Below are 24656 nucleotides of genomic sequence, written 5' to 3' on the forward strand. Positions count from 1 at the left end.
GTCAGAACTCCCGTGAGTAATCGAGGAATTCCCTGATGTTCTTCCGGAGCCCTTCGATCGTGTCACTGTGGAATGTTTCGGAGATGGCTTTGGCCACTTCCCATGCGACGACATGTTCTGCGACGACGGACGCCGCCGGCACCGCACAGCTGTCAGATCGCTCGATGCTCGCCTTAAACGGCTCTTTCGTATCGATGTCGACGCTCTCCAGCGGCTTGTAGAGTGTCGGGATCGGCTTCATGACGCCGCGCACCACGATCGGCATGCCTGTTGTCATGCCGCCCTCGAAACCTCCGAGGTTGTTCGTGCGGCGACGGTAACCGGATTCTTCCGTCCATTCGATCTCATCATGGACTTCACTGCCCGGAAGCCGTGCCATTTCAAAACCTAGGCCGAACTCGACGCCTTTAAACGCATTGATCGAGACCATGGCTCCTGCAATTTTCGAATCCAGCTTGCGGTCGTATTGAACATAGCTGCCTACTCCGGGAGGGCAGCCGTCGACAATGACTTCCACGACGCCGCCGATTGAGTTGCCGGCCGCCTTTGCGTCATCAATTGCCTGCTTCATCTTTTCCGATGCTGCCGGATCAATGCAATAAACGTCATCTGCAGACGCAATTTCGCGGATCTCATTGACCGTCTTGCCGTTGCGGAGGGTCATGTCGGCTTTTACACCGCCGATTTCTGCAACATGTGCCGTCACTTCGATGCCAAGCGCCTTCAGGAAACTCTTGGCAACGGAACCTGCAGCAACACGCATAGTCGTTTCCCTGGCTGATGAGCGCTCCAGCACATTGCGGAGATCACGGTGGCCATATTTCATGCCGCCGACAAGGTCAGCGTGTCCCGGACGGGGCCGTGTCACACGGCGCTTGATCTCGTCCGGATCGACATCCTCCGGAAGGGGCTCGATTCCCATGATCTTTGTCCAGTGCTTCCAGTCATCATTCGTCACGGTCAGCGCAACCGGTGCTCCGATCGTCTTTCCGTGGCGCACACCTGCCGTGATGTCGACTGTATCTTTTTCAATCTGCATCCGACGGCCGCGGCCATAACCGCCCTGCCTCCGGGCAAGGTCACCGTTAATGGACTCCGCCGTCAGTTCAAGATTGGATGGCAGTCCTTCTATAATTGCGGTCAGCTGTGGACCGTGGGATTCTCCCGCTGTCAAATATCTCATTTCTGCTCCCCCCAGGCTCTAAATACATTTAATTTTCTTACCACTATAACACAACCCATCGTGTGAATCATTTGGATTTTCGCAGAAAACACAAGGGTTTAATCACTATCCGCAAATGAAAACGCTCTCTTTTTTAAAAAGGCGAAAAGTCTTTATTTCAACTGTCATTTATCCCCAGAATAAAGTTTTAAGAAAGTCCACAGCCATGCTTATTTATCTGCTCTGAAGAATCACCGGAAATAAAAAAACCCGGCATGCGCCGGGCATCAGGGTCAGTTGACCCAGTTATTGATTTGCTTTTCGTAGGAAACCAGTTCTTCCTGCTTAAAGAACAGGTTGATTTCGCGCTCCGCACTTTCAGGGGAGTCGGAACCATGGATGATGTTTTTGCCCACAGTGACTGCGTAGTCGCCGCGGACCGTGCCCGGTGCAGATTCTTTCGGGTTTGTCGCACCCATCATGAGACGGGCTGTCGAGATGACGTTTTCGCCTTCCCAAACCATCGCGAACACTGGGCCGGAAGTGATGAACTCAACGAGTTCGCCGAAGAATGGACGCTCTTTGTGTTCGCCGTAGTGCTGCTCAGCGAGTTCTTGTGGAATTTGCATCAGCTTTGCGCCAGCAAGCTGGAAGCCTTTCTTTTCGAAACGGCTGACGATCTCGCCGATCAGGTTGCGCTGGACGCCATCAGGCTTGACCATTAGAAATGTTTTTTCCATTTTCTTGTACACTCCTTGTGAGTTGAGGGTGTGCGGCGATGCCGCCTCCAAAATGTTACCACTGCACCTGTATGACTTTCAACAAAAGTTGTGCCCGATTGGTCAGAATTTCCGTTTTCCGATAAATTTCGCGATCCGAATCAGAGAATCACGGTCCGGGATGTCGGGCAGGGCTTCCGCTTCACGGAGCGCTTTCTCCAGATAGAGGTCGCTGATGCGCACCGATTCGCGGATCGCTTCCGAGTTTCTCATCAAGCCGAGAAGCTTGGCTACACCGGCCTTATCCAGACCGCCACCAAGGGCATCAAGCAAATAAGGACGGAGTTCAGGATCGCGCAGACCGTATATTGCCGGAAGCGTGATATTGCCCGCGAGAAGGTCGCCTCCAGCGGGTTTGCCCAATTGTTTTTCCGTACCTGTGAAATCGAGCAGGTCATCCGTAATCTGGAAGGACATTCCGACATAGTAGCCGAAACGCTTCAGTTTCCTGACCGTCGCCGGGTCCGCCCCTGCCACAAGACCTCCCAGTTCACAGCTGGAAGAGATGAGAAGTGCGGTTTTTCGTTTGATCCGGCGAAGATAATCCCTCAGATTCTGCTCTGCAGCAAACTTGTCTTCGATCTGGATGATTTCACCTACACAGATTTCAATCATCGTCCGTGACAGGACTCGGTGAACTTCTTGGGAATCCAGTTCGCCGATGATTTCGAGAGACCGGCCAAGCAGAAAATCGCCGACATACATAGCCGCCCGGTTACCGTGAATCGACTTCACTGTCCGTTCTCCGCGGCGCAGATCGGCATCATCGATGACGTCGTCATGGACAAGCGAAGCCATATGGATCAGCTCAAGTGGTACGGCTGCCTTCGCCGTGACTGACGGATTGTAGTCCCCGAACTTCGACGCAAGAAGCGTGAAGACCGGGCGGATCCGCTTGCCTCCCGAACCGATGAGTGCCAGGCAGGCATCTTCCAGCATGGGGGACGCCGAGTGGACCGACCGGTTCAGTTCTCTCTCTATAAATTCCAGGTCCGTACGGAACTCTGAATAGATGGACTTTAGTTTCAACTTCTCCAAGAGAAAAACCTTCCCCGCTTTTTGTTCTCGTTATCTCCGTTTGTAGCCGATATGCCCCGCTGCCGCTCCTCCACTGAACGGCTTGTAGCGGATGCCTTCAAACCCGGTTTCAGCAAAGACGCCTGCCAGTGCCCGCGCATCCGGGAAGGTCTCCGCGGACTCTTGCAGCCACTGGTACTCTTTGTAGCTCTTCGCGAACATACGGCCGAAGAGCGGCATGATGTTGTTGAAGTAGAGTTTGAACGCCTGCCGGTACCCCGGCAATGTCGGCTGGGAGGTTTCCAGGCAGGCGATCATCCCGCCCGGCTTCAGTACCCGGTGCATCTCGGAAAGTGCCGTCCGGAGATCGGGAACATTGCGGAGACCGAAACCGACTGTGACATAGTCAAAACTGTTGTCCGGGAACGGGAGGTCCATGGCATTCCCTTCAACAAGCCTGATATTCGGGCGGTCTTTGGTCTTTTCTTTTGCTACGCTCAGCATGTTGGCGGAAAAGTCCAGGCCGGTCACTTCACCCGAAAGACCGGCCGCATCGGCGAGCGCAATGGTCCAGTCACCGGTGCCGCAGCAAACATCGAGTGCGGAAGCCCCCTCCCTGACATCCATCTTCTTCATCATTTCCTTGCGCCATGACTTATGCATCTGGAAACTGATGACCGAGTTCATCGTATCGTAGTTGTCCGAAATCTTTTCAAACACGTCATGGACCCGTCGCTCTTTTTGTGTCTCCAAACTGCTCAATCCTTTTTTCCCGTCTGAATGGATGCCGGTTCGCTGACCCCATAGACTTCGGCGATCGCCATAATGTCCGGGCCTCCCCTTTTCCCAATCAGTCCGGTTTCTTCAATTAGCCGGCCTGCATGAAACCGGCGGCAGCGGTCCAGTATCCGGGCCGCAGCCGCCGGGTCGCCGCCGATGCCCTCCGAACGGAGGAGGGCATCCAGAAACGGCGTATGTTCCCCGTCGTGGAGATTGCTGATTTCAAAATTAAGCCTTGCCGCAGTCAATCCATGGCGCGCCGCTGCCTCATAGGCCGCATAGCCCCGCCCCATCAGGAACGCCGAAACCGTCGCGGCTTCAATCGTCTCGAGAGAAGACAGCAGAAAGTTCGGGGGCTCCCCCTCGCGATGTTCGAACAGCCTGATCTTCCGCTCGCTCATTTCTGTAACCGAACCGGAGAACCTGCGGATCATCCGGAGATCAGGGACTTCAGCCAGAATCCGGTAATGGATCCCGCTGTAGTAATCGCCTGCCAGTACAGTGAGCTGGCCCTGCCTGCTTTCCGAAGCTTCACGCCCGATTGAATCGTGCGCGGAAAAAGCAGCATAAAGCGCGCCTGCTGCAACAGCCGACAACCGGTCCTCTTCTTCCCACTTTTCCCCGAAAATCTTCGGGAGCAGAAGAGAGATCAGAACCGGCTCGGGAACTATCGGCCGCCCAGTGTACTTAAGGAGCGTACGGTTGGCCAGCCGCCGGCTGATTTCGTCTTTGAGTAGTTCTGCTTCTGTATGTAAACTTGTTGGATTCATCTTCCGCCGCTCCATTTCCGCACGGATCTGAAAGTTTTCCCCATCCGCCCGAAACCGGACGGCTGCCCGTCATTTCCGTGATTCGCCCTTCACCATGCCATGTGCGGTAAGCACTTCCGCTTCTCCCCGCACTTTAATGGCTGAAACATGCTCTGTGAACTGGGCGACAAGAACCTCGCCGCTGTCCAGTTTCTCCGAATGACCGAATTTGGTATCCGCACCTCTGGTGAGGCCGATTACCTGGACACCGTCTTCCTTGGCTTTGATGACGACAAACTCGTTTTGTGCCATGTTCAGTCTCCTATCTATAATCTTTCCTATCATATCATAGTGGGGAATGGGCCCGCAAAATGCCGGGCGTCAGGACATCTTGATAAGCGAAATGATTTCCGCCCTCTTGCTGTCGTCCTGGTCGAAGATTCCATGTGCAGATGCCGTGACTGTCTTTGATCCCGGCTTCCTGATGCCGCGCATTGTCATGCACATATGCTCTGCTTCCACCACAACATATACACCCAGCGGATCGAGCATTTCCGCCAGTGCATCCGCCACTTCCGCAGTGATCCGCTCTTGCAGCTGTGGCCTGCGGGAGACCGCCTCGACTGCGCGGGCCAGCTTGCTCAGCCCGGCCACTTCACCATTGCGCGGTATATAGGCCACGTGAGCCTTTCCATAGAAAGGGAGCAGGTGATGTTCACACATTGATTGAAAATGAATATCTTTGACGAGGACCAGCTCTTCGTGATCCTCGTGGAAAACTGTTTTGAAATATTCCTTTGGATCTTCACCAATGCCCCAGAACACTTCTTCATACATTTTGGCCACACGTTTCGGCGTATCCAACAGACCTTCGCGTTCCGGGTCTTCCCCGACCGCCTCAAGAATCAGCCGGACCGCTTCCTCGATCTTGCCATGGTCCACTTTTCCCATTTTCGTCCCTCCATATACGGAAACACTCTCGCCGCAAACGGCGCAGAAGCCTCACCGGCTTCCTCTACGCATCATTCCTAAATGTTAGCACAACCGGAGTCCGGGTACAATTCGCCGGTTCAGCCGGAATGCGGGACTTCATACCCGCCTTTTGTACCAAACTAAAAGGACGGCCCCCCTTCTTCCGGAACCGGAAGAGTGGGACCGTCCTATGTAGTCAGGATATCATTTTACCGCATCTTTGAGAGCTTTCCCTGGTTTGAACGCAGGAACCTTGCTCGCAGCGATTTCGATTTCCTCACCCGATTGCGGGTTGCGTCCTTTACGGGCAGCACGTTCACGTACTTCGAAGTTGCCGAAACCGATCAGCTGGACCTTCTCGCCTTTAGCAAGTGCATCGGAAATTGTGCTGAATACGGATTCAACAGCATTGACCGCATCTTTGCGGGAGAGACCTGTCGCTTCCGCCACAGAGTTCACCAAATCTGTCTTGTTCATACCATTCACCTCCTCCCAAAGAGAAAGTTTGCTTAAGCATGTTCAAACTGTATCATATCGAAACCCGCACCGCAACCGGTTTCACGGGCATTCCGGGCCAATGGCGGCCCTGTTTTTCATGCTTCCCCCGAATCAGGGCTGCTAAACTGCCCGATTGTCATTTTTCGTTCAAAAAATGACACAAACAATGCCCGGAATGCAGTAGAGACGCCGATTGCCGGGCCCTTTGCCTAAGACTGACATTCTATCAGGACGGGTGGGATCTGTCCAACACAAAAAAGGCACCTCCATGGGTGCCGGGATGAGTTCAGAGAATGAACGTGACCATACCTTTGTTTCCGTCGTTGACCATCTGTTCCATGGTTTCCCGAATCCGGTTTCTGGCTCGTTCCGGTACCGCAGTCGTCTTGAAGCGAATGCTTTCCTTCATCACCTCATGCAGAGGTGTGCCGAACAGTTGGGTCGACCACAGGGCTTCCCTGTCATTGAGATAGGCCTCTTTCAGGTCCTTGAGAAGCTGCAGGCTGTGGAATTCGGATCCGATGAGCGGTGAGAATTCGGCCTCCATGTCGATTCTCATGATGTGGAGCGATGGGGCTTTGGCTTTCATACGGACACCGAAAAAGTTGTTTTGCTTGATGAGCTCAGGAGGTGTCGGTTCAAAGTCCTGCATGACGGGAAGGGTGACGCCGTAGCCGGTTTTCTTGGCGGATTCAATGGCGTCTTCATACTGGCTAAAAGCTTCTTTCGACTTGACCGCATCCCGGATGAACAGCAGCCAGTCTTTTTTTGTCCGGATCGGTTCGCCCATCATCTCATCGCACACTTCGTGGAAGATACCGTCCTCGGTTTCGACGAGTATGTTCGCTTTGCCCTGTCCGGCATCAACACTGACAACCTCGGCACGGCGGACAAAGTCTTCTTCCTGGATGGAAGCGGCCAGTCGCTGGACATCACGGATCTTGGACACAGCGGACAGTCCTTCGTCCAAGCGGCTTCGGATAGCCGTGTTCAGATCATGGTCATCCGCAAGGACATCCATCCACTCCGGTTTTTGAAGCTCAATCTCGGAAATCGGGAATTCAAACAATGCCTCCTGCAAAATCAGCTGGATTTCATTTGCATTCAGCTGGTCGGCACTGATGGCGATTACTGGCACCCCATACTTATCCGTCAGCTCATCCCGAAGAGCAACTGTCTCCGAATGAGCCGGCATCCGGCTGTTCAGGACGATGACAAAGGGCTTGCCGATTTCTTTGAGCTTGCCGACAATTTCCTCTTCCGCCTTGAGCGCGGCTGCCCTTGGGATATTGTTTACGGTCCCGTCAGTTGTCATCACAATGCCGATCGTCGAATGATCACGAATGACTTTGTCAGTTCCGATACGTGCGGCTTCCTCGAACGGAACAGGCTCGTTGTGCCATGGAGTGTGGACGTATTTCGGCCCGTCCTCATCCATATGCCCTTTTACCCCGTCAATCACATAGCCGACACAGTCTGCAAGCCGGATCTGGAAGGTCAGGTCTCCGTCACCGACCGAGATGCCTGTCCCCCGTGCCGGGACGAATTTCGGCTCGGCAGTCATAATGACCGGGCCGGGGGAGCTCTGGGGCAGTTCATCCTGCGCTCGGGTCCTGTCCCCTTCCTCGACCATGTTCGGAATGACGACTTCTTCCATGACCCGTTTTACGAACGTCGACTTCCCGACCCGCACCGGGCCGACAACGCCGATATAAATATCCCCATCGGTTCGTTTTGCCAATTCTTCATACAATGCTTCGCTCAAACCTTTCGCCCTCCTTTTCTGCGCAATTCATTGTATGCACACTAAAAGCGCTTCATGCAGATGCACGAAGCGCTCGGATTATTTCTCGGTCATGAAGATGACATTTCCTTCTTCATCCACCGTATAAGGCAGGCTGTACGCCGGAAGAACCGGATTCTTGTCATATAGAATATGCCGGATATCTTCTCCAGGTTCTACATCGGCATCGCCTGCCGAAATCACGTCATGGAGGTCGGCTGTATAGTCAATGTAGAAGTTGCCGTCCGAGGACAGTATAACCGGCAATTCCCGGTCACTGTACGGGCTCTTCACCTTAGGTGCTTCACGAAGGCCCATTGCGGAGAAGTTCGGAAGAAACACCTGATCTGTCAGCATTTCCTCGATCGGCACATGTCCATTTACGCCCTTCCTGAGATTCAACTCGCGAATCCGCTCGGGAGCGTTCAGGTCCACGAGCTTGACTGTGGGATTTTCTTCAACATCCATCAGGACATATTGGAAAATCCCGCCGGTCTCGTAAGCGTTTGAAGGAATCTTCTCAAGATGTGCCGGAACAATTTTGGAGAAATCAATCGGATATTTGATAAAGGCGTCCACGTCCTGATCGCGTGTTTTGATCGGCAGCAGGCCCCCGCTCTTCTCACGGTATTGCTCGACCGCGGACTGTACGGAATTCAGCTGCTCTTCATAAGGGATCGTGCCGGCAGCCTTCTCACTGTCAGGAAGCATGCATCCCGACAGCAGGACCACTGTTGCGGCAATAAGGAGTAGCCATGTTTTTTTCATGCCGCTCATCCTCCCGTCGGTCCGTTGAATACGAGGTAGACCATTGAGAAGAATCCGAAGAGAAGCAGCAGGAATGCTGTGGCACTGAATACGAATTTTAACAATTTGTTTTTAATCTTGTTGCGGCTGATCGTGACGAGGAGTATGCAGACGAACATGGCTCCTATCGCGTAAAATGACAGCCACATTTTATCCAGGGATGACAAAACGGGTCCACCTTTCAGGACCGGTCAGTTTTCAGGACCAACCGGCGAGATCTTCTGTTTCGTTTTTTTTCATGCGGCCCATGAGGAGTTCCACCCTGTCGATGGGCTTCTGGCCTTCGAACAGGACCGCGTATAGGGCTTCCGTGATCGGCATCGGTACGCCGCATTCCTTGGAAAGCTGATGAGCGGCCTTTGTGGTCCGGACACCCTCGACGACCATTCCCATACTGTCGAGCACTTCATCGAGACTCTTGCCTTTGCCGAGCATATTGCCGGCCCGCCAGTTTCGGGAATGGACACTCGTACAGGTGACAATCAGGTCACCCAGGCCGGAAAGGCCGGAGAAAGTAAGCGGATTGGCACCCATCGCCACTCCGAGACGGGTAATCTCGGCAAGGCCGCGCGTAATGAGGGCAGCTTTGGCATTGTCGCCATAGCCGAGTCCGTCGGTCACGCCCGCCGCAAGAGCAATGATGTTTTTCAGCGCACCGCCGATTTCCACACCTACCACGTCATCGTTTGTATAGACGCGGAATGACTGGTTCATGAACAGGTCCTGAACTCTTCTCGCGTGTTCCGTGTTTTTGGCAGCAACTGTTACGGTTGTGGGCTGGTTCCGGATTACCTCTTCGGCATGGCTCGGTCCGGACAGGACGACGATGCCTTGGCAGATTTCCCGGTCCAGCTCCTCTTCCATGACTTCGCTGATCCGCTTGTGCGTATCCGGTTCGATCCCCTTGGAAACATGGGCGAACAGAACCGGGCCTTCCAGCACGCTGTTCAGGTCCCGGCAAACTTTCCGGATGCCCTTTGTCGGAACGGCCATGACGATGATGGAAGCTCCGGACACGGCTCTGGCCAGATTGTGGTCCGCCTTCAGCGTATCCGGAAGCACCGCTCCCGGCAGGTACTGCTCGTTTGTATGTTTTTCTGCTATTTCTTCCGCCTGTTCCGTACGGCGGGACCATAGCGTACAATCATGCCCATTGGAAGCGAGAACGGCGGCGAGGGCGGTGCCCCAGCTGCCGGCTCCAAGCACGGCGACTTTGGTCATTGCGTTCAAATCCTTTCCGTCATCAGCTGCGTTTTCTTGTGATGAGGCGGATCGGCGTCCCCTCGAAACCGAATGCCTCACGGAGCTTGTTCTGAAGGAACCGCTCATAGGAGAAATGCATGATCTCCGGATCATTGACAAATACGACAAATGTCGGAGGCTTCACCTGGACCTGGGTCATGTAATAGATCCGGAGCTTGCGCCCTTTATCGGACGGAGCAGGATTCCGGGTCACAGCATCTTCGATTACCTCGTTCAGGATACTGGACTGGATGCGCAGTGCATGGTTCTCACTAACCATGTCGACTGTCTCAAGGATTCCGAATACGCGCTGTTTCGTTTTCGCAGAGACGAAGACGATCGGTGCGTAGTCCAGGAACTGGAAGTGGCTCCTGATTTCCTCAGTCATCCTGTTCATTGTCTTCTCGTCTTTCTCGACGGCATCCCATTTGTTCACGACGATGATGACACCGCGCCCTGCCTCATGCGCATAGCCGGCGATCCGCTTGTCCTGCTCACGGATGCCTTCTTCACCGTTGAGGACGACCAGGACGACATCGGAGCGCTCGATCGCACGGAGCGCTCGGAGGACGCTGTATTTTTCTGTTGTTTCGTAAACTTTGCCTTTCTTGCGCATGCCCGCTGTGTCGATGACCTTATACTTCTGGCCTTCATGGACAAAATCGGAGTCGATCGCGTCACGCGTGGTTCCTGCGATATCGCTGACGATGACCCGTTCTTCGCCGAGGAATACGTTTGTAAGGGAGGATTTTCCGACATTCGGCCGGCCGATCAGGGAAAATCGGATGACGTCATCCTCAATCTTTTCTTCCTCCGGATCAGGGAAACTCCGGACGACCTCATCCAGCAAATCCCCCAGGCCAAGACCATGGGAACCGGAAATCGGGAATGGCTCGCCGAAACCGAGCGAATAGAAATCATAGATCATGCTCTGCATGTCCGGGTTATCGATTTTGTTGACCCCGAGGACAACCGGCTTTTTGGTCCGGTACAGGATTTTCGCCACCTGCTCGTCCGCTGCGGTTACACCTTCGCGTCCATTAACGAGGAAGATGATGACATCAGCTTCGTCCATCGCAATTTCCGCCTGTTGACGGATCTGTTCGAGGAACGGCTCGTCCCCGATGTCGATGCCCCCCGTGTCAATCATATTGAATTCGTGGTTCAGCCACTCTGCGGCGCTATAAATCCGGTCTCTCGTCACTCCAGGGACATCTTCGACGATCGAGACACGTTCTCCGACGATGCGGTTAAAGATCGTTGACTTGCCGACGTTCGGCCGTCCGACGATCGCTACAATCGGTTTGGTCATCAGTTCCACCCTTCCGGTTTCTTCTTGTGTCATTATACAATAAAACGTTTCAGTAAACAGATGATAACATCCGGTGTCACAGAACCTTGATATTACAGCTTTTTTGTACATTTGGCACGCGGGACTGCTTTTTATGTTACGGATGCCCAGACAGGGAGTGGAGCCAATACTGATTGTGATGCTAATTAAAACAGGGTTCATCTAAGGTTCCGTTTCATTGAAAAAGGCGGTGATGGCATAAAGTTCGCCATCACCGCCCGGATTATTCACTGGATTGACTTAAACTCAGTCCCGGAAACCTTTTAGCTGATCACCGATCACGTCACTGATCGAGAAGCCTTTGGATTCTTCCGGCATGTCGTATTCTTCAGGCTGTGCCTCATACCGTTCTTCGCGAGGAAGTGTTTCCTTGATGCTGAGGGAAAGACGCTTGTCCTGTTTGTTGACGTCGAGGACTTTCACCTGCACGGTCTGGCCTTCCTCAATAACTTCGTGAGGAGTTCCGATATGGTGGCGGGCCATCTGGGAAATATGGACGAGCCCTTCAACACCAGGAAGTACTTCAACGAAAGCACCGTAGGAAACGATGCGCTTCACGACGCCGTCCAACACGGAGCCCTTAGGTGCTTTTTCTTCAATGTCTTCCCATGGTCCGGGAAGGGTTTCCTTGATAGAAAGCGAAATGCGTTCGTTGTCCAGGTCCACGGACAGGACCTTGACATTCACTTTATCTCCTTCTGACAGGACATCGCTCACTTGCTCGACGTGACCATGTGCGACTTGGGAAATATGGACGAGCCCGTCTACACCGCCGATATCGACGAATGCACCGAATGATGCAATGCGCTGGACAGTCCCTTCGATGACATCGCCTTCCTGGATGTTGCTCAGGACTTCACCCTTCTGGGCATTCTTTTCTTCCTCGATGACAGCACGGTGGGAAAGGATGAGGCGATTTTTCTCCTTGTCCATTTCCACGATCTTGAACGTCATCTCACGGCCTTTGTAATCTTCGAAGGATTCCACATAATGGTCTTCCACAAGGGAAGCCGGTACGAAGCCGCGGACTCCTAGATCCACCACAAGACCGCCCTTGACGACATCTTTTACATCGGCAGTGATTGTTTCATTGTTGTCAAACTGCTCCTTCAGGCTATCCCAGGCAGCTTCGGCGTCGACTTTGCGCTTCGACAGAACAAAGTTCTCATTATCGTTTTCTACTTTGAGGATGATGAGTTCCAGGGTGTCGCCAACCTGGACTGCATCGGATGCCTTTTCTATGTGGAGGCTTGACAGTTCGCTGATCGGAATGACACCGTCAAACGGTGCTCCGGGGATCGTGACCGTCACCGATTTATCTTCGATCTTTTCGACTTTCCCCGTTACACGATCTCCTGTTTTGAAATCGCGGATCTCTTGCTCTTCCATATGTTGCTCCATGTTTTTCATCTCTTCACTCATGCCTAAGTCCTCCTCCATAAAGGTTCCTGACCCCATTTTATTAGAAAACGCCTGTAAAAACAAAATATTAAGCTTATTTGCCGGAATTTTCTTTTTCAATCAGCAGGCGTATTTCTTCCATGATCGCTTCTGTTACTTCTTCGGCCCCTGCTTTCCGATCCCTGAACGGAGTGATATCAAGCGGCTTGCCGTAACGGATCTTGACTTTCCGAAGCGGCCGGTACGGGCCGATGACCGCGCAGGGAACGACAACCGCATCGCCGCCCTTTAATGCGAAAAAGCCGGCTCCGGACAAGCCCTTGCCGAGGGTGCCGTCCTTGCTCCGGGTTCCTTCAGGAAACATGCCGACAACTTGTCCGTCTTTCAGCAGACCGACCGCCGTACGAATCGCGTTCCTGTCGCTGAGTCCCCGTTTGACCGGGAAGACATGAAGGTTCGGCAGCAGGTTTTTCAGGATGGGGGCTTCGAAAAGCTCCGCCTTGGCCATGAAGTTAATTGGACGCGGCGCTGTGATCCCGACTACCGGCGGATCCAGCTCGGAGATGTGGTTCGCACAGACGAGGACCCCACCTTCTCTCGGGAAGTGTTCGGTTCCTTTCACGTCCAGCCGGTACAGTGGCTTCAGTACGCCATAGACGACTGACTTGGCGAAATGGTAAAAGTCCATCAGTCCACCTTCTCCCTGACAAGTTCCAGGATGGCATCTGCAGCTTCATTGATCGACAGCGAGGTCGTATCAAGGAGCACGGCGTCTTCAGCCTGGACAAGCGGTGACACTTCGCGTTCGCTGTCCTTTTTGTCGCGTAGTGCGATTTCACCCGCCAGCTGTTCAAGGGAGGAGTCAAATCCACGTCTCAGGTTCTCCGCATGTCGGCGGCGCGCCCGTTCCTCTACGCTTGCCGTCATGAAGACCTTCAGCTCCGCATCAGGCAGCACGGCCGTTCCGATATCGCGGCCATCCATGACGACACCTCCCTCTTCCGCCATCCGGCGCTGGGCATCGACCATATAGGTACGGACCCCTGCATGTGCCGAGACGGCGGAAACGCCGTTCGTTACAGGATCTGTGCGGATTTCAGCTGAAACATCCCTGCCATCCAACCAGACTGTTTGTCCATCGGCACCGGCCTTAAGGACAATTTCGGTCCCCGGAAGGAGAGCTTCCACTTCGGCGGCCTTGTCCAAATCTATGCCCGCTCCAATCGCTTTATACGTCAGCGCCCGGTACATTGCGCCCGTATCGATATATGTATAGCCTAATTTTTCAGCTACTAACTTCGCAATTGTGCTTTTTCCCGCTGCGGCGGGTCCGTCGATTGCAATGCGGATTTCGTTCTTCATGTATTCCAACTCTCCTCAAGTCAATTCGACCCCATTGTACCATAACAAAAAATGAAAAGCCCCCGATGGCAGGGACTTTTCAACAGTTTAGCGCAGCAATTCGCTCTTGAGCACTTCCCCGGTCTCCGTATCGACCATGAGCCGGTAGGTGTCAGTTCTGCCTCCGGTCTTTTTCGTGACGACCAGGAGGTGGCAAAGCCTCTGGACAAGCTCTCGGTTGGCCGTGTATCCAAGCTCTTCAGACTGGACCTGGGTCCCGTCCGTGAAGAATTCCTCCGGATCAAACGGCTTGACCGGCTGAGCCTCGAGCACCTCTTTCTGAATGTATTCCATCGCATTGACGCCAAGCACTTCTCCGTTATCCTTTGCGAGCTTCACCTGGACCCCATCTGCGAATACCTTACCGCCGGTATCCGGATCGATCCGCACGAAGCTAAGGTGCCAGAAATGACTGTTTTCCCTGGATTCCTCATAAACGAGATCTTCATAACCCAGCTGGCGGAGAAAATCCTCGGCAAGCTTTCGGATCTCCGCTTCTGGCATCGTCCCCTTCCCTGACGGACGTTCCACAAGAAGGGAAAGGAGATGCCCGCCGCGCACGGTAAAGTCGGCATATCCGATCCTGGCACCGTCCTGGAAGCGGATATGATAGAACGGATATGGTGCATCCGGCTCACTCTCGCTTACATGTACAGTGGCGCCCTCGTATTCAGGGAATAGTTTCTTGAAACGGCTGAGTGCGTCATCACGGCTGATCGGCTGATCCTCCAGATGTTCCAGATCCTTTTTCTTTTGTTCGTCATGCTCACTGGCGGTCAGCGGGAAATCACTCTCAGAATAGGTTTTGACGGCCTGCCCGAGATCCGCCCACCTTTTATCGGGCTTTTCACTCTCCACTTGGGCAAACCAGTTTTCGGGACCCGTGCCGCCGGCGAACATCCCCTGCGTCGCAGATGACCATTCAGTGGAAAACTGGTCCAGATTGGCCGCAGCATTTCCAAGCGCCTTCCCCCACTTTTCTTGCGGAATCGCTCCTGTCGATGCCAGATCAGCATAATCACCGAGGCGTGTCAGGTAATTCATCCACTCTGAAGAAAACTCCCGGTCAAGCGGCAAGGATGAAATGTTATTCCTGATCTCGGATGACAATCGCCAGATGTTGCCCAGCGGTTCCTCGGCTGCCGTATGGTCTTGGTATAGAAGAACCTTCCTGACTTCTTGTTCCAGTTCGTTCATCTGCTCGGTCGCTTCGGTCAGTTTGTCAGTATACTGGCCATTCAGGAGTAAGGTCAGCCTTTCATTTTTCGCCGAGGCGGACCAGGAGAAGATGGCCAGGGCTGCAGCAGTATAGGCAAGTATAAATATCAGTTTTTTCATGGGAACCCCTCACATGCAGAAGATATGCTGCCCGATTTTTTTGATCTGAGGCCTGGACCAGATCCATTCGCTTGTTGCTGTTACCGGATTAAAGTAGTAGATGGCGTTTTCCGTAGGATCCCAACCGTTGATGGCATCGATGACGGCTTCCTTTGCCCGCTCATTAGGAGTGAGCCATATCTGGCCGTCAGCCACGGCGGTAAAGGCCAGCGGCTGGAAGATGACTCCGCTCACGGTATTTGGAAAGTCCGCATGCTCCAGCCGGTTCAGGATGACCGCAGCAACGGCGACCTGGCCTTCATACGGTTCTCCCCGCGCCTCGCCGTAAACCGCATTGGCCATCAGCTGTATATCCTGATCACTGTATCCTGGAGGTGTATTGGCAGCCTGTCCTCCACCTCCGGAGCCACCGCCTCCTCCGCCCTTGACTTGCGCGTCAAGCGGGGTGCCGCCGTAATGAGTGAATGCCTTGCCCGCAGCGATATTGTCCATGACAAAGTCTTTGTGATATTTTGATACAGATACCAATTTCTCTTTTGTTCCGGCACCGGCAACGCCATCAATGGGCAAACCGTATGCCTGCTGAAAATTGCGCAGCGCCCAGTAAGTTCCGTATCCGAACTTCCCGTCAATCTTCCCGTCGTAGAAGCCTGTCCATTGCAGGCGGGCCTGAAGCTCGATGACATCATCCCCGAAAGCCCCGCGACCGATGTCCTGCGCAGTGAATGCGTCCTTGCCGGCCGGGACGGACAGCGCCATGACCAGAACCAGCACCGCCAGGACGGGCCTGCGCTTTCGGCGCGCCGATTTCAATTGCACATGTATCCCTCCTGTGTGTTTTGCATCGCCCAGTCCGGAATTTTACGGAAGGGTCTTTTGCATAGCGTGTGCAAAAATAGGGGGATTATAAACAGGCAGCACATAAATCATGGAAGTTCAGTTTGCAACAGACGAATACATCCCTTTTCTGCCATCAAAATTCTGCCCTTTACAGACACAAAAAAACCCGGCGGTTGGCCGGGTTAGCGCATGGTGCGCTGTTTTTGGATGTATTGGTCAACACTCAGCGTATGGGCACGCTTGACGCGCTTCAGCGCGAACCACCAGAGAAAGAGCATAAACGGAATCAATAAGTACATTCTGAAATTCCCGGCCATGACGAGTGAGTTATATACAAAGTGAAGGCCAAATGCGGCGAAAAATGAGAGGAAAAGCATCGGCTTCGTTCCCGATTCTTCGACGAACTTGGCGCGCCCGAGGTAATAGCCCATCACGACACCGAACAGCGCATGGCTGGAGACGGGAAGAAGCGCCCGGATCAGTGCTTCGTCCATGCCGAATGTAAGCAGGAAAAGAATATTCTCGACTGTGGCGAACCCGAGCGACACAGATGCACCGAACAAAATTCCGTCATAGGGATCTTCAAAATCCACATGTGAATAGACGACAACAAGCAAGACAAGCCACTTGAAAAACTCTTCCAGTCCGCTGGTGAAAAGGACATCATTGATAAAAGCGGATCCAAAAACCCTTTCTTCATCGAATACATATTGGATGAAGAGGATTGGAAATGTCAGCATCATGCCATAAACATAGGTCTGCAGCAGGCTGCGCGAAGGGTCTTTATGTATTTGCTTTCGCAGATAAAAGTAACTGAACAGCGCGAGGCCCGGGGCGATCGCCACCGTCAGAAGCATAAACATGGGCGTCTACCCCTCCTTGCGAACTACTTCCATCATCCTATTTTAACATGACAAAATCTACCGGGAGGACCAAAATGACAAAAACCTTGTTGCTGATCCATACGGGCGGAACGATTTCTATGACCACCGATGAACGGGGCGCCGTGACGCCCGGCTTGCACAACCCTCTTCTGGGCGAGATCAACAAACTCGGGCTGGCGGATGAAATCATCGAAATCGATGCGTTCAACCTGCCTTCCCCTCACATCACCCCCGCGCACATGCTGGAGCTGAAAGAGCTGATCACCCGTACACTCCTGGAGCAGCCGGCGGACGGCGTGGTGATCACTCACGGTACGGATACGCTTGAAGAGACGGCATATTTTCTTGATCTGACACTTGATCCGAAGATACCTGTCGTGTTGACCGGCGCCATGAGGAGCGCGGATGAAATCGGGTCGGACGGTGTCCATAACGTCCTGTCCGCCATCCGTGTCGCCTCCGATGACGGGTCACAGGGAAAAGGGGTCCTTGTCGTCCTGAATGATGAAATCCATACCGCACAAAATGTGACGAAGACCCACACTTCGAATGTTTCGACTTTCCAGAGTCCGCAGTACGGACCGATTGGGATCGTGACAAACGGACATATCCATTATCATCATGCTCCCCTGATGCGCACCCGTTTCAATGTTGATAAGCTGGGCGGTCGGGTGGCACTCCTGAAAGTGTATGCCGGAATGGATTCTGAATTCCTCTTTCATGCGGCAGATGCCGGCTATGAAGGAATCGTTCTTGAAGGGCTCGGGCAGGGCAATGTCCCACCTTCTCTCATGCCCGGCCTCCAACGGCTCCTCACTGACGAAATTCCTGTTGTACTCGTCTCCCGCTGCTTCAATGGCATTGCCCAACCGGTATACGGCTATGAAGGCGGTGGAAGAATGTTACATGAAGAGGGTGTCATTTTCGCTCATGGCCTCAGCGGACAAAAAGCGCGGATCCAATTGTTGCTTGCTCTTTCGTCCGGTATCACCCCGGAAGAGATAGCCGAATCATTTAAGGGTCATTGACTGAATCTGTCAGGTAGGATACAAAGCAGCTCGCGGTTAGTTTACATAACAATATTATAAAGTAACAATAATACCGGTCTGCTTGGGAGAACCCATGCAGACCGGTATTTCATTTTAAATATTCCACTGCTTTCCTGGCGATCAGGCCTCCGTGGAACCGGCCATTTTCGATAAAGATCTCATTTGCGTTGTTGCCTGCGGCAATAACGCCGGCAATGAAAAGACCGGGCACCGACGTTTCCATCGTTTCAGGATCGTATTGCGGGCGACCGGTCTCTTCGTCGATCCCGATGCCCATATCCCGCAAAAACGCATGGTCAGGATGGTAACCCGTCATGGCGAACACAAAGTCATTCGGCAAGGCGCTTACGTTGCCCTCACTGTCCTGAAGTTCCACACTGCCATCGGTAATGCGGACAGGAGCCGTACCAAAATGCATATCGACAGCGCCGCTCCGGACGAGTGCCTCCAGCTCGGGCAGCACCCAAGGCTTGACGCTCGGGGAGTAGTCCAAGCCACGGTATGAGACTGTCACACGGGCTCCAGCCTTGTTAAGTTCAATCGCTGCATCGACTGCGGAGTTTTTGCCGCCTATCACCAGAACATCCGTATCGAAAAACGGATGCGCTTCCTTGAAGTAGTGGAACACTTTGGGAAGGTCTTCCCCGGGGATCCCAAGGTAGTTCGGATTGTCGTAATAACCTGTCGCAACAACCGCAACGGGGGTGCGATAATGTGCTTTATCGGTTTTAATGACAAACCCGCCTTCCACTTTTCCAACGCTTTCCACCAGTTCAAAACGGTTGACCCGCAACTGCTTTCTCCTGACGACTTCGCGGTAATAGACAAGGGCTTCGTTCCGCTTCGGTTTCAGTCGCTCCGTAATGAATGGGATGTCTCCGACTGAAAGCTTTTCGCTCGAACTGAAAAAGGTCTGGTGGGTCGGATAATTGTAGATGGCATTGACCACATTGCCCTTTTCTATGATGAGAGGCCGGATGCCTTGATCCTGCAGTGCGATTGCGGCGGCAATTCCGCATGGCCCTCCCCCGATGATAATTGCTTCTTCCTGATTCATGATTACAACTCTCCAGTACTTTCCTTCTTTTCTGCCCGGAGCCTGATGATATGGCATTCAGCAGGCGCACCAAGCCTGAGCGGCACAAGGGAGGTCCCGTAGCCGTTACTCACGAGCTCCACCTGTCCATTATCCGACCGAAAGCGGCCCTTTTCAAGCATCCCGAACCGCCCGAGCCGGATTTGTCCGCCGTGGGTATGTCCGGCCATCCGCACTTCCGGATTCTTGGAACCGAGCATTTCAAACACTTTTGGCGAGTGTGAGATGAAAACGACCGCATCTCCCTGCTGCACATCCCGGAATGCTTTATTGACATCCACATTATGGGACGAGGTATCATCGGTTCCGACAATCATCCAGCGGACAGAACCGGCCATCAGTTCTGCAGACTCGTTATCCAGCACCATTCCGCCCGCCTCGGAGACAGCGGCACGGATCAAAGCTTCTCCAACTTCACGGTCGTTGTTCCCCCAGACATAATAAATCGGTCCGAGAGCAGATAGCCGTTTGATATTGTTGCGGATCCGGGTTTCCGGCACGCCGCCTTCTGCCAGATCGCCGCCGATGATCACCGCGTCAAACGGACCTCCTGCCTGCCTGACAAGTTTTCTGGAAACCCGCCGGCGATGGATATCCGATATAAAGAATAGGGTAGGCCCCACATCATCATTATCAGCATGGATGATGGCCTCATGTTTCCTGAGCACAGCCCATTTGGCGCTGGCATACATCGGCACGAGCACAGCGCCCGCCATTGCTGCCAGAATAGCTGCCGCAGTCTTTAGTTCCATATACATCAACTCCCGGAGTTGTTTCCTGTTTCGCTGGCTGCCGGAGCCCTTATTTCATATTGCTAAAGTATGCAAAAAAACAGGCCGCAGTTGTTCTGCGCACTGCTTTTTCTGCCACAATGGCCCGATAAAAAAAGCAACCGGCAATGGCTCGGGTCGCTTCACCGCAGGCCACTGCCGGTTACTATGAAATTCGTTCAGTCTTCCTCATGGATGTGCAGTACCCGGAAACCGATTTTTTCAAGTTGCTTCATAAACTGTCCCAGATTGTCATTTTGTTCAACCTTAAGGACAATCCGCCTGACAAGCTTGTCTGTTTCATCAAAGGTGATCAGAGAAATGACCGTTTCATGGTATTTGTGCAGCAGTTCTCCGAGCCGGGCAATCTGGCCTTCCGTCTCGACAGAAGTGAATGTGATTCGGACCCCTTTCCGCCGCATGCCGAATGCACTTTTCACTTGATTTACAATGTCTGGGCGTGTGACAATTCCGAGAAACTTTTCCCCCTCGGTAACTGCGATGATCGGAAAATCACTGATCTCAACAAATGATTTTTCAAACACATCATCAATCGAAAGTGTAATCTCCTTGCGGATGGCGATATCGTTCAGAGTCGTCTCCGCAAGATAGGATTCCTTATCTTTTCCGGAATGGAAATAGGCTTCGTACGTCAGATATTGGTTGACAATGCCTTTGTATTCATCACCATCCAGCACCGGCAATGCATCGATATCCTCGCGCCGGAGCAGCTGAAGGACATTTTCGAGCGATTCGCCGATCTGAACGGTCACACATTTTTCTTTTGGAATCATAACGCTTCGTACAAACATTGTCCCACCTCATCCTCATGGAATCTGTTTCCTGGCTATTTTTATTCGTCAGATGGGCCGGTCATTCCTTTAATCCCGGCTATTTACGGGATGATAAGTGTTTGTCCGACCGAAATTTCGTTTGAAGAAAGGCCGTTCGCGCGCTTGATCTTTTCCACGCCATCACCGGAACCATAAATATTCACGGAAATCCGGTAAAGAGTCTCACCCGGCTGTACGGTATGCGAACCGCGACTGGCCTGCTGTTTTTCCTTCTCTTGGCGTTCCTGCTCTTCACGCTTTTTCTGTTCGGCAATTCGGGCCTGCTCTTCTTTGCGCTTTTGCTCTTCAATACGCTGCTGTTCAGCAAGGCGTTTTTGTTCTTCCTGTTTTTTCTGCTCCTCGAGTCTCTTCTGTTCCTCGAGTTTTTTCTGTTCTTCCAGTTTCTTTTGTTCCTCGAGCTTTTTCTGTTCCTCGATTTTTTGTTGGTCTTCCTGCTGTTTCTGTTCTTCGAGCTTCTGCTTTTCTTCCTGATCTGCGATAGCGGAAGCCTCTTCAGGCGGCTCGGCTCCATCACCCGCGATGGACGTCTCGATCTCGAGATTTTGCTCGAGCTCAGCCGCGCTGCCGCCTTCAATAGGGTCATAGAATTTATAAACATAGATAAATAGCGAAATGGGAATCAACATGAATAAAATAAGGAGCGTATTGATCAGTGTGCTGCCTTTTGGCCTTTTTTTCTTGCCCGTCGCTTTACCGGCCTTTTGTTTTTTCTTGGCTGACGGTTCCTTGCGGCCGTGCAGTTCTGCTCTTGTCACCGGCTTGTCCAAGTCATCCGCATCATCAGTTACCGCGATTTCTTTGCGGTGCTGCTCGAACTTCTGCCTGAAATCGTCATTCGTCATGGCCGTCACCCTCCAATAAAAGGTACGTACACATATTATGCCGAATGCTGTCGGAAAAGTAAACGTTATTCTCCCACTCCCAGTAAACCGTCGATCCGCTCTTTCCAGCCCAGCAGGCCCGAAGCGTTGTCGACAGTTGTCCTTGCGGATAGAAATTGATCGGCCACAAATCCGCAATCTGAACAGCAGTGGACTGGCCGGGTGGCCGGGGCATAACCGAATAGTGCGAGAATACGGGAACGGATACACCCTCCCCCTTCCGCAAAGCGGACCATCGAGAATATCTCTTTCCGTTTTCCTGCAGCCAGCTCCTCCATCTGGATTGCCGCTTTATCGGTTCCGAGCCTGCCCAGCCAATAAGAGACGACACGCAAAGCGGTATCCGACAATCCGGCACGGTCTCCGGCTTCCTTGAGTTCCATGCCTTCCGATATGCATTTGCCGATAAAACGGACTGTCTCCGGTTCAGGAAGGTCATCCAAGGCAATAAAAGCCGCTTTATCTGCATCGGTCTCCGTGTATAGGAGCGTTGCCAGTGACTGGCCTCCGTCTCTTCCGGCCCTGCCGATCTCCTGAATATACTGGGCCGCCGAAGGGGGCAGCTGATCATGAATGATCCACCGGATATCAGGCTTATTGATGCCCATGCCGAATGCATTCGTTGCGCAAATCCATTCAAGTTCTCCGGTCAGGAACTGTTGCTGGACTAGGATACGGTCTTCGCCCTCCATGCCCGCATGGAATGCTGCAACCCGGATATTCCGGAGCCTCAGCAGTTCAGCGAGCTCTTCGGCCCGTTTTCTGGACTGCACATAAATAATGCCGGGCCCTTTCCATCCGGTAAGGGCATTCAGGATCCATTTTGTCTTTTCCTCACGGCTTTCCTGACGGACAAGTTCCATCGCGATATTCGGCCGGTCAGGCGGGTGGATGAATAACTTTTGCTGCTTCATCAGGAGATAGTCCGCGATATCCTGAATAGCCTTTTCGGAAGCAGTAGCCGTGAGGGCAAGCACAGGCGGCCGTTCACCGAGAGACCCGAGCCATTCCCTCATCCTGAGATAGTCCGGACGGAAGTCGAAGCCCCACTGAGAGATGCAATGCGCCTCATCGGCAACGATATAAGCCAGTTCCAGTTGTTTGATCCGGTCGGAAATATGGGGCTGTACCAGCATTTCCGGCGAGGTGAAGAGATAGCGGTATTTGCCCAGGTTGGCTAAAACTGCAGATCTTTCCTTGGGCGCCAGAAAGGAATTCAATGCCGCGACCCGCTTTTCACCGTTCATCTTCAGCTGGGCAACCTGGTCCTCCATGAGGGAAAGGAGTGGAGACACAATCAGCACCGTTCCGCCCATTGCATGGACAGGCAGCTGGTAGCAAAGTGACTTCCCCGCTCCGGTCGGCAACACTGCGATGGTGTCGTGCCCGTTGATCACCGAACGGACCACCTCTTCCTGCCCTTCGCGGAATGCATCAAATCCGGTTACCCGTTTGAGCAGGGCGGTCAGGTCTTGCTGAATCATCTCGTTCACTTTCATTCCCCTCCTTTCCGAGCCGCGCCAGGATCAGCCTAAGCTGGAAGTAGCTTAACTCCGGAAATGCCTTTTTCAGAACGCTCAGCTTGCGGGTGGAAAGGCGGTCCGCTTCCTGTCTGACCGCCTTGACCTCTTCGTCTGCTGCAAAATGATGCAATGGAAAATCAGAATCGTTAATCGCAATTTCGACGAAATGGTCCTCAATCGTACTCATTCTGAGATTTCTGCGCGTTGCGATTTCAGGCATTGTCATCCCCGCCCGGTACAACTCAGCCGTCTTTTCGGCAGAACCGGTGAGCGGGCTGCTAGTCCTGACGCCTTTGGCGAGTTCGGACAGCAATGGCGACGGATGGGCGAAGATCGTATCCAGCCATATATGTAGGGATTCCACACACTCGACTTTCAGGTCCATCTCAGTCATGCCCGTAACTTCGGACAGCTGGCGCCACGTCATGCCCGACATGCCCTTGCCGGTGAGGCGCGCCACCAGCCTGGCAAGCCTGGCCTCTTCCATTCCGGTGGTCTCCAGCGATGAGCGGATTTCAAAAGCGATGTCTTTAGGCTTGATCCCTTTCAGGACGGATGAAAAGAGTCTTCTGACGTCGCGCTGGACGGCCGGATCGGCGGACACCGGCATGAACGTCTTATCGCCCGCAGACAGATGTGAAACAGTCTGAACCGTGAGCGCGAGCCTTGCGAAAAATACTTTTTCCATCCCTCTGTAGGCCCAGCCGTTCAGCCGGACCGGGGACAGTTCTGAAGCCCGGCCCCTGCCTGATGGGGTCAGGAAAACCGAGCGATCCTCTTTTTCCTCGATGAATCCCGAGTCGAGAAGACTGCGGTAGGCCCGGTCAAAATCCATTGCATGCAAAGAAGGCAGCATCCCGAAAAACGGATGCAGCCCGTAATATTCCGTATCCTGCAGCGTCTGGCCGGAACGCTTGCCCTTCATCAGATGGAAGGCGGCATGCTTGTAACGCTCGCCGTCAAGCCGGCTGATGATGTTCAATAAAATGTCATCAAAGCTCATGGCACGCCTCCGCTGGATAAAGTGTTATGATTAGTTTGAAGCAAAACCTGTCCCGTGAATCGTGGGACAAAAGATTCAACTGATAAAAGGAGAGACCCAATATGCCGAAATACACGATCGTCGATCAGGATACGTGCATCGCATGCGGGGCCTGTGGCGCAGCCGCCCCTGATATATATGACTATGATGATATGGGCCTGTCATTTGTTATCCTAGATGATAACACGGGCACAACCGAAGTGCCAGAGCTGCTCATCGAGGACATGGAAGACGCCCTCGACGGCTGTCCGACAGATTCCATCAAGATTGCGGATGTCCCGTTTGATGGCGATCCGCTTAAGTACGAAGACTGACCCGAATATCCCGGCAGACTGCAGACAAAGTGAGTATCCCGCTCCTTTGTCTGCAGTTTTCATTTCCGTATGCAAACTGTTTCTTGGTTTCATTTGCAAACATGGAGTGGTCTTCTTTTCATA

At 53.0% G+C, this 24656-nt stretch carries 27 protein-coding genes; 2 read left to right on the forward strand and 25 right to left on the reverse strand.

The window, feature by feature from the left end; translation table 11 throughout:
* Position 1: 1 nt before the first annotated feature.
* The 19 genes from aroC to prsW all read right to left on the reverse strand — a co-directional run bounded on the left by aroC (position 2) and on the right by prsW (position 16983).
* Positions 2-1183 (reverse strand): chorismate synthase, encoded by a 1182-nt coding sequence (aroC, locus tag BMX91_RS00405; protein ID WP_092048703.1) that lies wholly within the window; start codon positions 1181-1183, stop codon positions 2-4.
* A gap of 272 nt (positions 1184-1455) precedes the next feature.
* Entirely contained in the window at positions 1456-1902 is a 447-nt protein-coding gene (ndk, locus tag BMX91_RS00410; RefSeq protein ID WP_035001220.1) for a nucleoside-diphosphate kinase, read from the reverse strand.
* Positions 1903-2004: 102 nt separating this feature from the next.
* Positions 2005-2979 (reverse strand): polyprenyl synthetase family protein, encoded by a 975-nt coding sequence (locus tag BMX91_RS00415; RefSeq protein ID WP_092048705.1) that lies wholly within the window; start codon positions 2977-2979, stop codon positions 2005-2007.
* A 30-nt stretch (positions 2980-3009) separates the two neighbouring features.
* Complete coding sequence (locus tag BMX91_RS00420; RefSeq protein WP_092048708.1) at positions 3010-3711, reverse strand: demethylmenaquinone methyltransferase; 702 nt, start codon at positions 3709-3711, stop codon at positions 3010-3012.
* A 5-nt stretch (positions 3712-3716) separates the two neighbouring features.
* Positions 3717-4508 carry a heptaprenyl diphosphate synthase component 1 gene (locus BMX91_RS00425; RefSeq protein ID WP_177168209.1) on the reverse strand — a complete coding sequence of 264 codons (792 nt, stop codon included), beginning with the start codon at positions 4506-4508 and terminating at the stop codon, positions 3717-3719.
* Between the two features lie 69 nt (positions 4509-4577).
* Positions 4578-4799, reverse strand: coding sequence for a trp RNA-binding attenuation protein MtrB (gene mtrB, locus BMX91_RS00430; RefSeq protein ID WP_092048712.1), 222 nt, complete (start codon positions 4797-4799; stop codon positions 4578-4580).
* Between the two features lie 69 nt (positions 4800-4868).
* Entirely contained in the window at positions 4869-5438 is a 570-nt protein-coding gene (folE, locus tag BMX91_RS00435; RefSeq protein WP_092048715.1) for a GTP cyclohydrolase I FolE, read from the reverse strand.
* A 225-nt stretch (positions 5439-5663) separates the two neighbouring features.
* Positions 5664-5936 carry an HU family DNA-binding protein gene (locus BMX91_RS00440; protein WP_008297005.1) on the reverse strand — a complete coding sequence of 91 codons (273 nt, stop codon included), beginning with the start codon at positions 5934-5936 and terminating at the stop codon, positions 5664-5666.
* A gap of 307 nt (positions 5937-6243) precedes the next feature.
* Positions 6244-7722, reverse strand: a complete 1479-nt coding sequence (gene spoIVA / locus BMX91_RS00445) for a stage IV sporulation protein A (protein WP_092048718.1) — start codon at positions 7720-7722, stop codon at positions 6244-6246.
* 78 nt (positions 7723-7800) lie between these two features.
* The gene (locus tag BMX91_RS00450) at positions 7801-8508 is read right to left on the reverse strand and encodes a hypothetical protein (protein WP_092048721.1); all 708 of its coding nucleotides are present in this window, start codon (positions 8506-8508) and stop codon (positions 7801-7803) included.
* Positions 8509-8513: 5 nt separating this feature from the next.
* Positions 8514-8714 carry a DUF2768 domain-containing protein gene (locus BMX91_RS00455; protein WP_092048724.1) on the reverse strand — a complete coding sequence of 67 codons (201 nt, stop codon included), beginning with the start codon at positions 8712-8714 and terminating at the stop codon, positions 8514-8516.
* A gap of 31 nt (positions 8715-8745) precedes the next feature.
* Positions 8746-9768: an NAD(P)H-dependent glycerol-3-phosphate dehydrogenase gene (locus BMX91_RS00460; RefSeq protein ID WP_092048727.1), complete on the reverse strand. Its 1023-nt coding sequence runs from the start codon at positions 9766-9768 to the stop codon at positions 8746-8748.
* Between the two features lie 22 nt (positions 9769-9790).
* Positions 9791-11101 (reverse strand): ribosome biogenesis GTPase Der, encoded by a 1311-nt coding sequence (gene der, locus BMX91_RS00465; protein WP_092050666.1) that lies wholly within the window; start codon positions 11099-11101, stop codon positions 9791-9793.
* 285 nt (positions 11102-11386) lie between these two features.
* Complete coding sequence (gene rpsA / locus BMX91_RS00470) at positions 11387-12541, reverse strand: 30S ribosomal protein S1 (protein ID WP_092050668.1); 1155 nt, start codon at positions 12539-12541, stop codon at positions 11387-11389.
* Positions 12542-12635: 94 nt separating this feature from the next.
* Entirely contained in the window at positions 12636-13229 is a 594-nt protein-coding gene (locus BMX91_RS00475; RefSeq protein WP_092048729.1) for a lysophospholipid acyltransferase family protein, read from the reverse strand.
* Positions 13229-13903: a (d)CMP kinase gene (gene cmk / locus BMX91_RS00480; protein WP_092048731.1), complete on the reverse strand. Its 675-nt coding sequence runs from the start codon at positions 13901-13903 to the stop codon at positions 13229-13231. The genes BMX91_RS00475 and cmk overlap by 1 nt, the downstream gene beginning before the upstream one ends.
* An 87-nt stretch (positions 13904-13990) precedes the next feature.
* Positions 13991-15280 (reverse strand): PepSY1/2 domain-containing protein, encoded by a 1290-nt coding sequence (locus BMX91_RS00485; RefSeq protein WP_092048733.1) that lies wholly within the window; start codon positions 15278-15280, stop codon positions 13991-13993.
* A gap of 9 nt (positions 15281-15289) precedes the next feature.
* Positions 15290-16039, reverse strand: coding sequence for a spore cortex-lytic enzyme (sleB, locus tag BMX91_RS00490; RefSeq protein WP_092050670.1), 750 nt, complete (start codon positions 16037-16039; stop codon positions 15290-15292).
* 263 nt (positions 16040-16302) lie between these two features.
* On the reverse strand, positions 16303-16983 hold the full coding sequence (gene prsW / locus BMX91_RS00495) for a glutamic-type intramembrane protease PrsW (RefSeq protein ID WP_092048736.1): 681 nt from the start codon (positions 16981-16983) through the stop codon (positions 16303-16305).
* Positions 16984-17057: 74 nt separating this feature from the next.
* On the opposite strand from prsW, the gene BMX91_RS00500 reads away from it, so the two are divergent.
* Positions 17058-18032 carry an asparaginase gene (locus BMX91_RS00500; protein WP_092048738.1) on the forward strand — a complete coding sequence of 325 codons (975 nt, stop codon included), beginning with the start codon at positions 17058-17060 and terminating at the stop codon, positions 18030-18032.
* 109 nt (positions 18033-18141) lie between these two features.
* Here BMX91_RS00500 and BMX91_RS00505 read toward each other — a convergent pair whose 3' ends face one another.
* The 6 genes from BMX91_RS00505 to BMX91_RS00530 all read right to left on the reverse strand — a co-directional run bounded on the left by BMX91_RS00505 (position 18142) and on the right by BMX91_RS00530 (position 24180).
* Entirely contained in the window at positions 18142-19110 is a 969-nt protein-coding gene (locus tag BMX91_RS00505) for a YpdA family putative bacillithiol disulfide reductase (RefSeq protein WP_092048740.1), read from the reverse strand.
* A 2-nt stretch (positions 19111-19112) separates the two neighbouring features.
* Positions 19113-19901 carry a metallophosphoesterase gene (locus BMX91_RS00510; RefSeq protein WP_177168210.1) on the reverse strand — a complete coding sequence of 263 codons (789 nt, stop codon included), beginning with the start codon at positions 19899-19901 and terminating at the stop codon, positions 19113-19115.
* Positions 19902-20098: 197 nt separating this feature from the next.
* Positions 20099-20731 carry a CBS domain-containing protein gene (locus BMX91_RS00515; RefSeq protein WP_092048745.1) on the reverse strand — a complete coding sequence of 211 codons (633 nt, stop codon included), beginning with the start codon at positions 20729-20731 and terminating at the stop codon, positions 20099-20101.
* An 83-nt stretch (positions 20732-20814) separates the two neighbouring features.
* The gene (locus tag BMX91_RS00520) at positions 20815-21615 is read right to left on the reverse strand and encodes a LysM peptidoglycan-binding domain-containing protein (protein ID WP_092048747.1); all 801 of its coding nucleotides are present in this window, start codon (positions 21613-21615) and stop codon (positions 20815-20817) included.
* 65 nt (positions 21616-21680) lie between these two features.
* A complete protein-coding gene (locus BMX91_RS00525) occupies positions 21681-23138 on the reverse strand; it encodes a RecQ family ATP-dependent DNA helicase (RefSeq protein WP_245744260.1) in 1458 nt (485 codons plus the stop codon).
* Positions 23089-24180 carry a helix-turn-helix domain-containing protein gene (locus BMX91_RS00530; protein WP_092048751.1) on the reverse strand — a complete coding sequence of 364 codons (1092 nt, stop codon included), beginning with the start codon at positions 24178-24180 and terminating at the stop codon, positions 23089-23091. Before BMX91_RS00530 ends, BMX91_RS00525 begins: the two co-directional genes overlap by 50 nt.
* A 101-nt stretch (positions 24181-24281) precedes the next feature.
* On the opposite strand from BMX91_RS00530, the gene BMX91_RS00535 reads away from it, so the two are divergent.
* A complete protein-coding gene (locus BMX91_RS00535; RefSeq protein WP_092048753.1) occupies positions 24282-24533 on the forward strand; it encodes a ferredoxin in 252 nt (83 codons plus the stop codon).
* Positions 24534-24656: the final 123 nt, after the last annotated feature.

The organism is Bhargavaea ginsengi, from assembly GCF_900109165.1.
Classification (GTDB): domain Bacteria; phylum Bacillota; class Bacilli; order Bacillales_A; family Planococcaceae; genus Bhargavaea; species Bhargavaea ginsengi.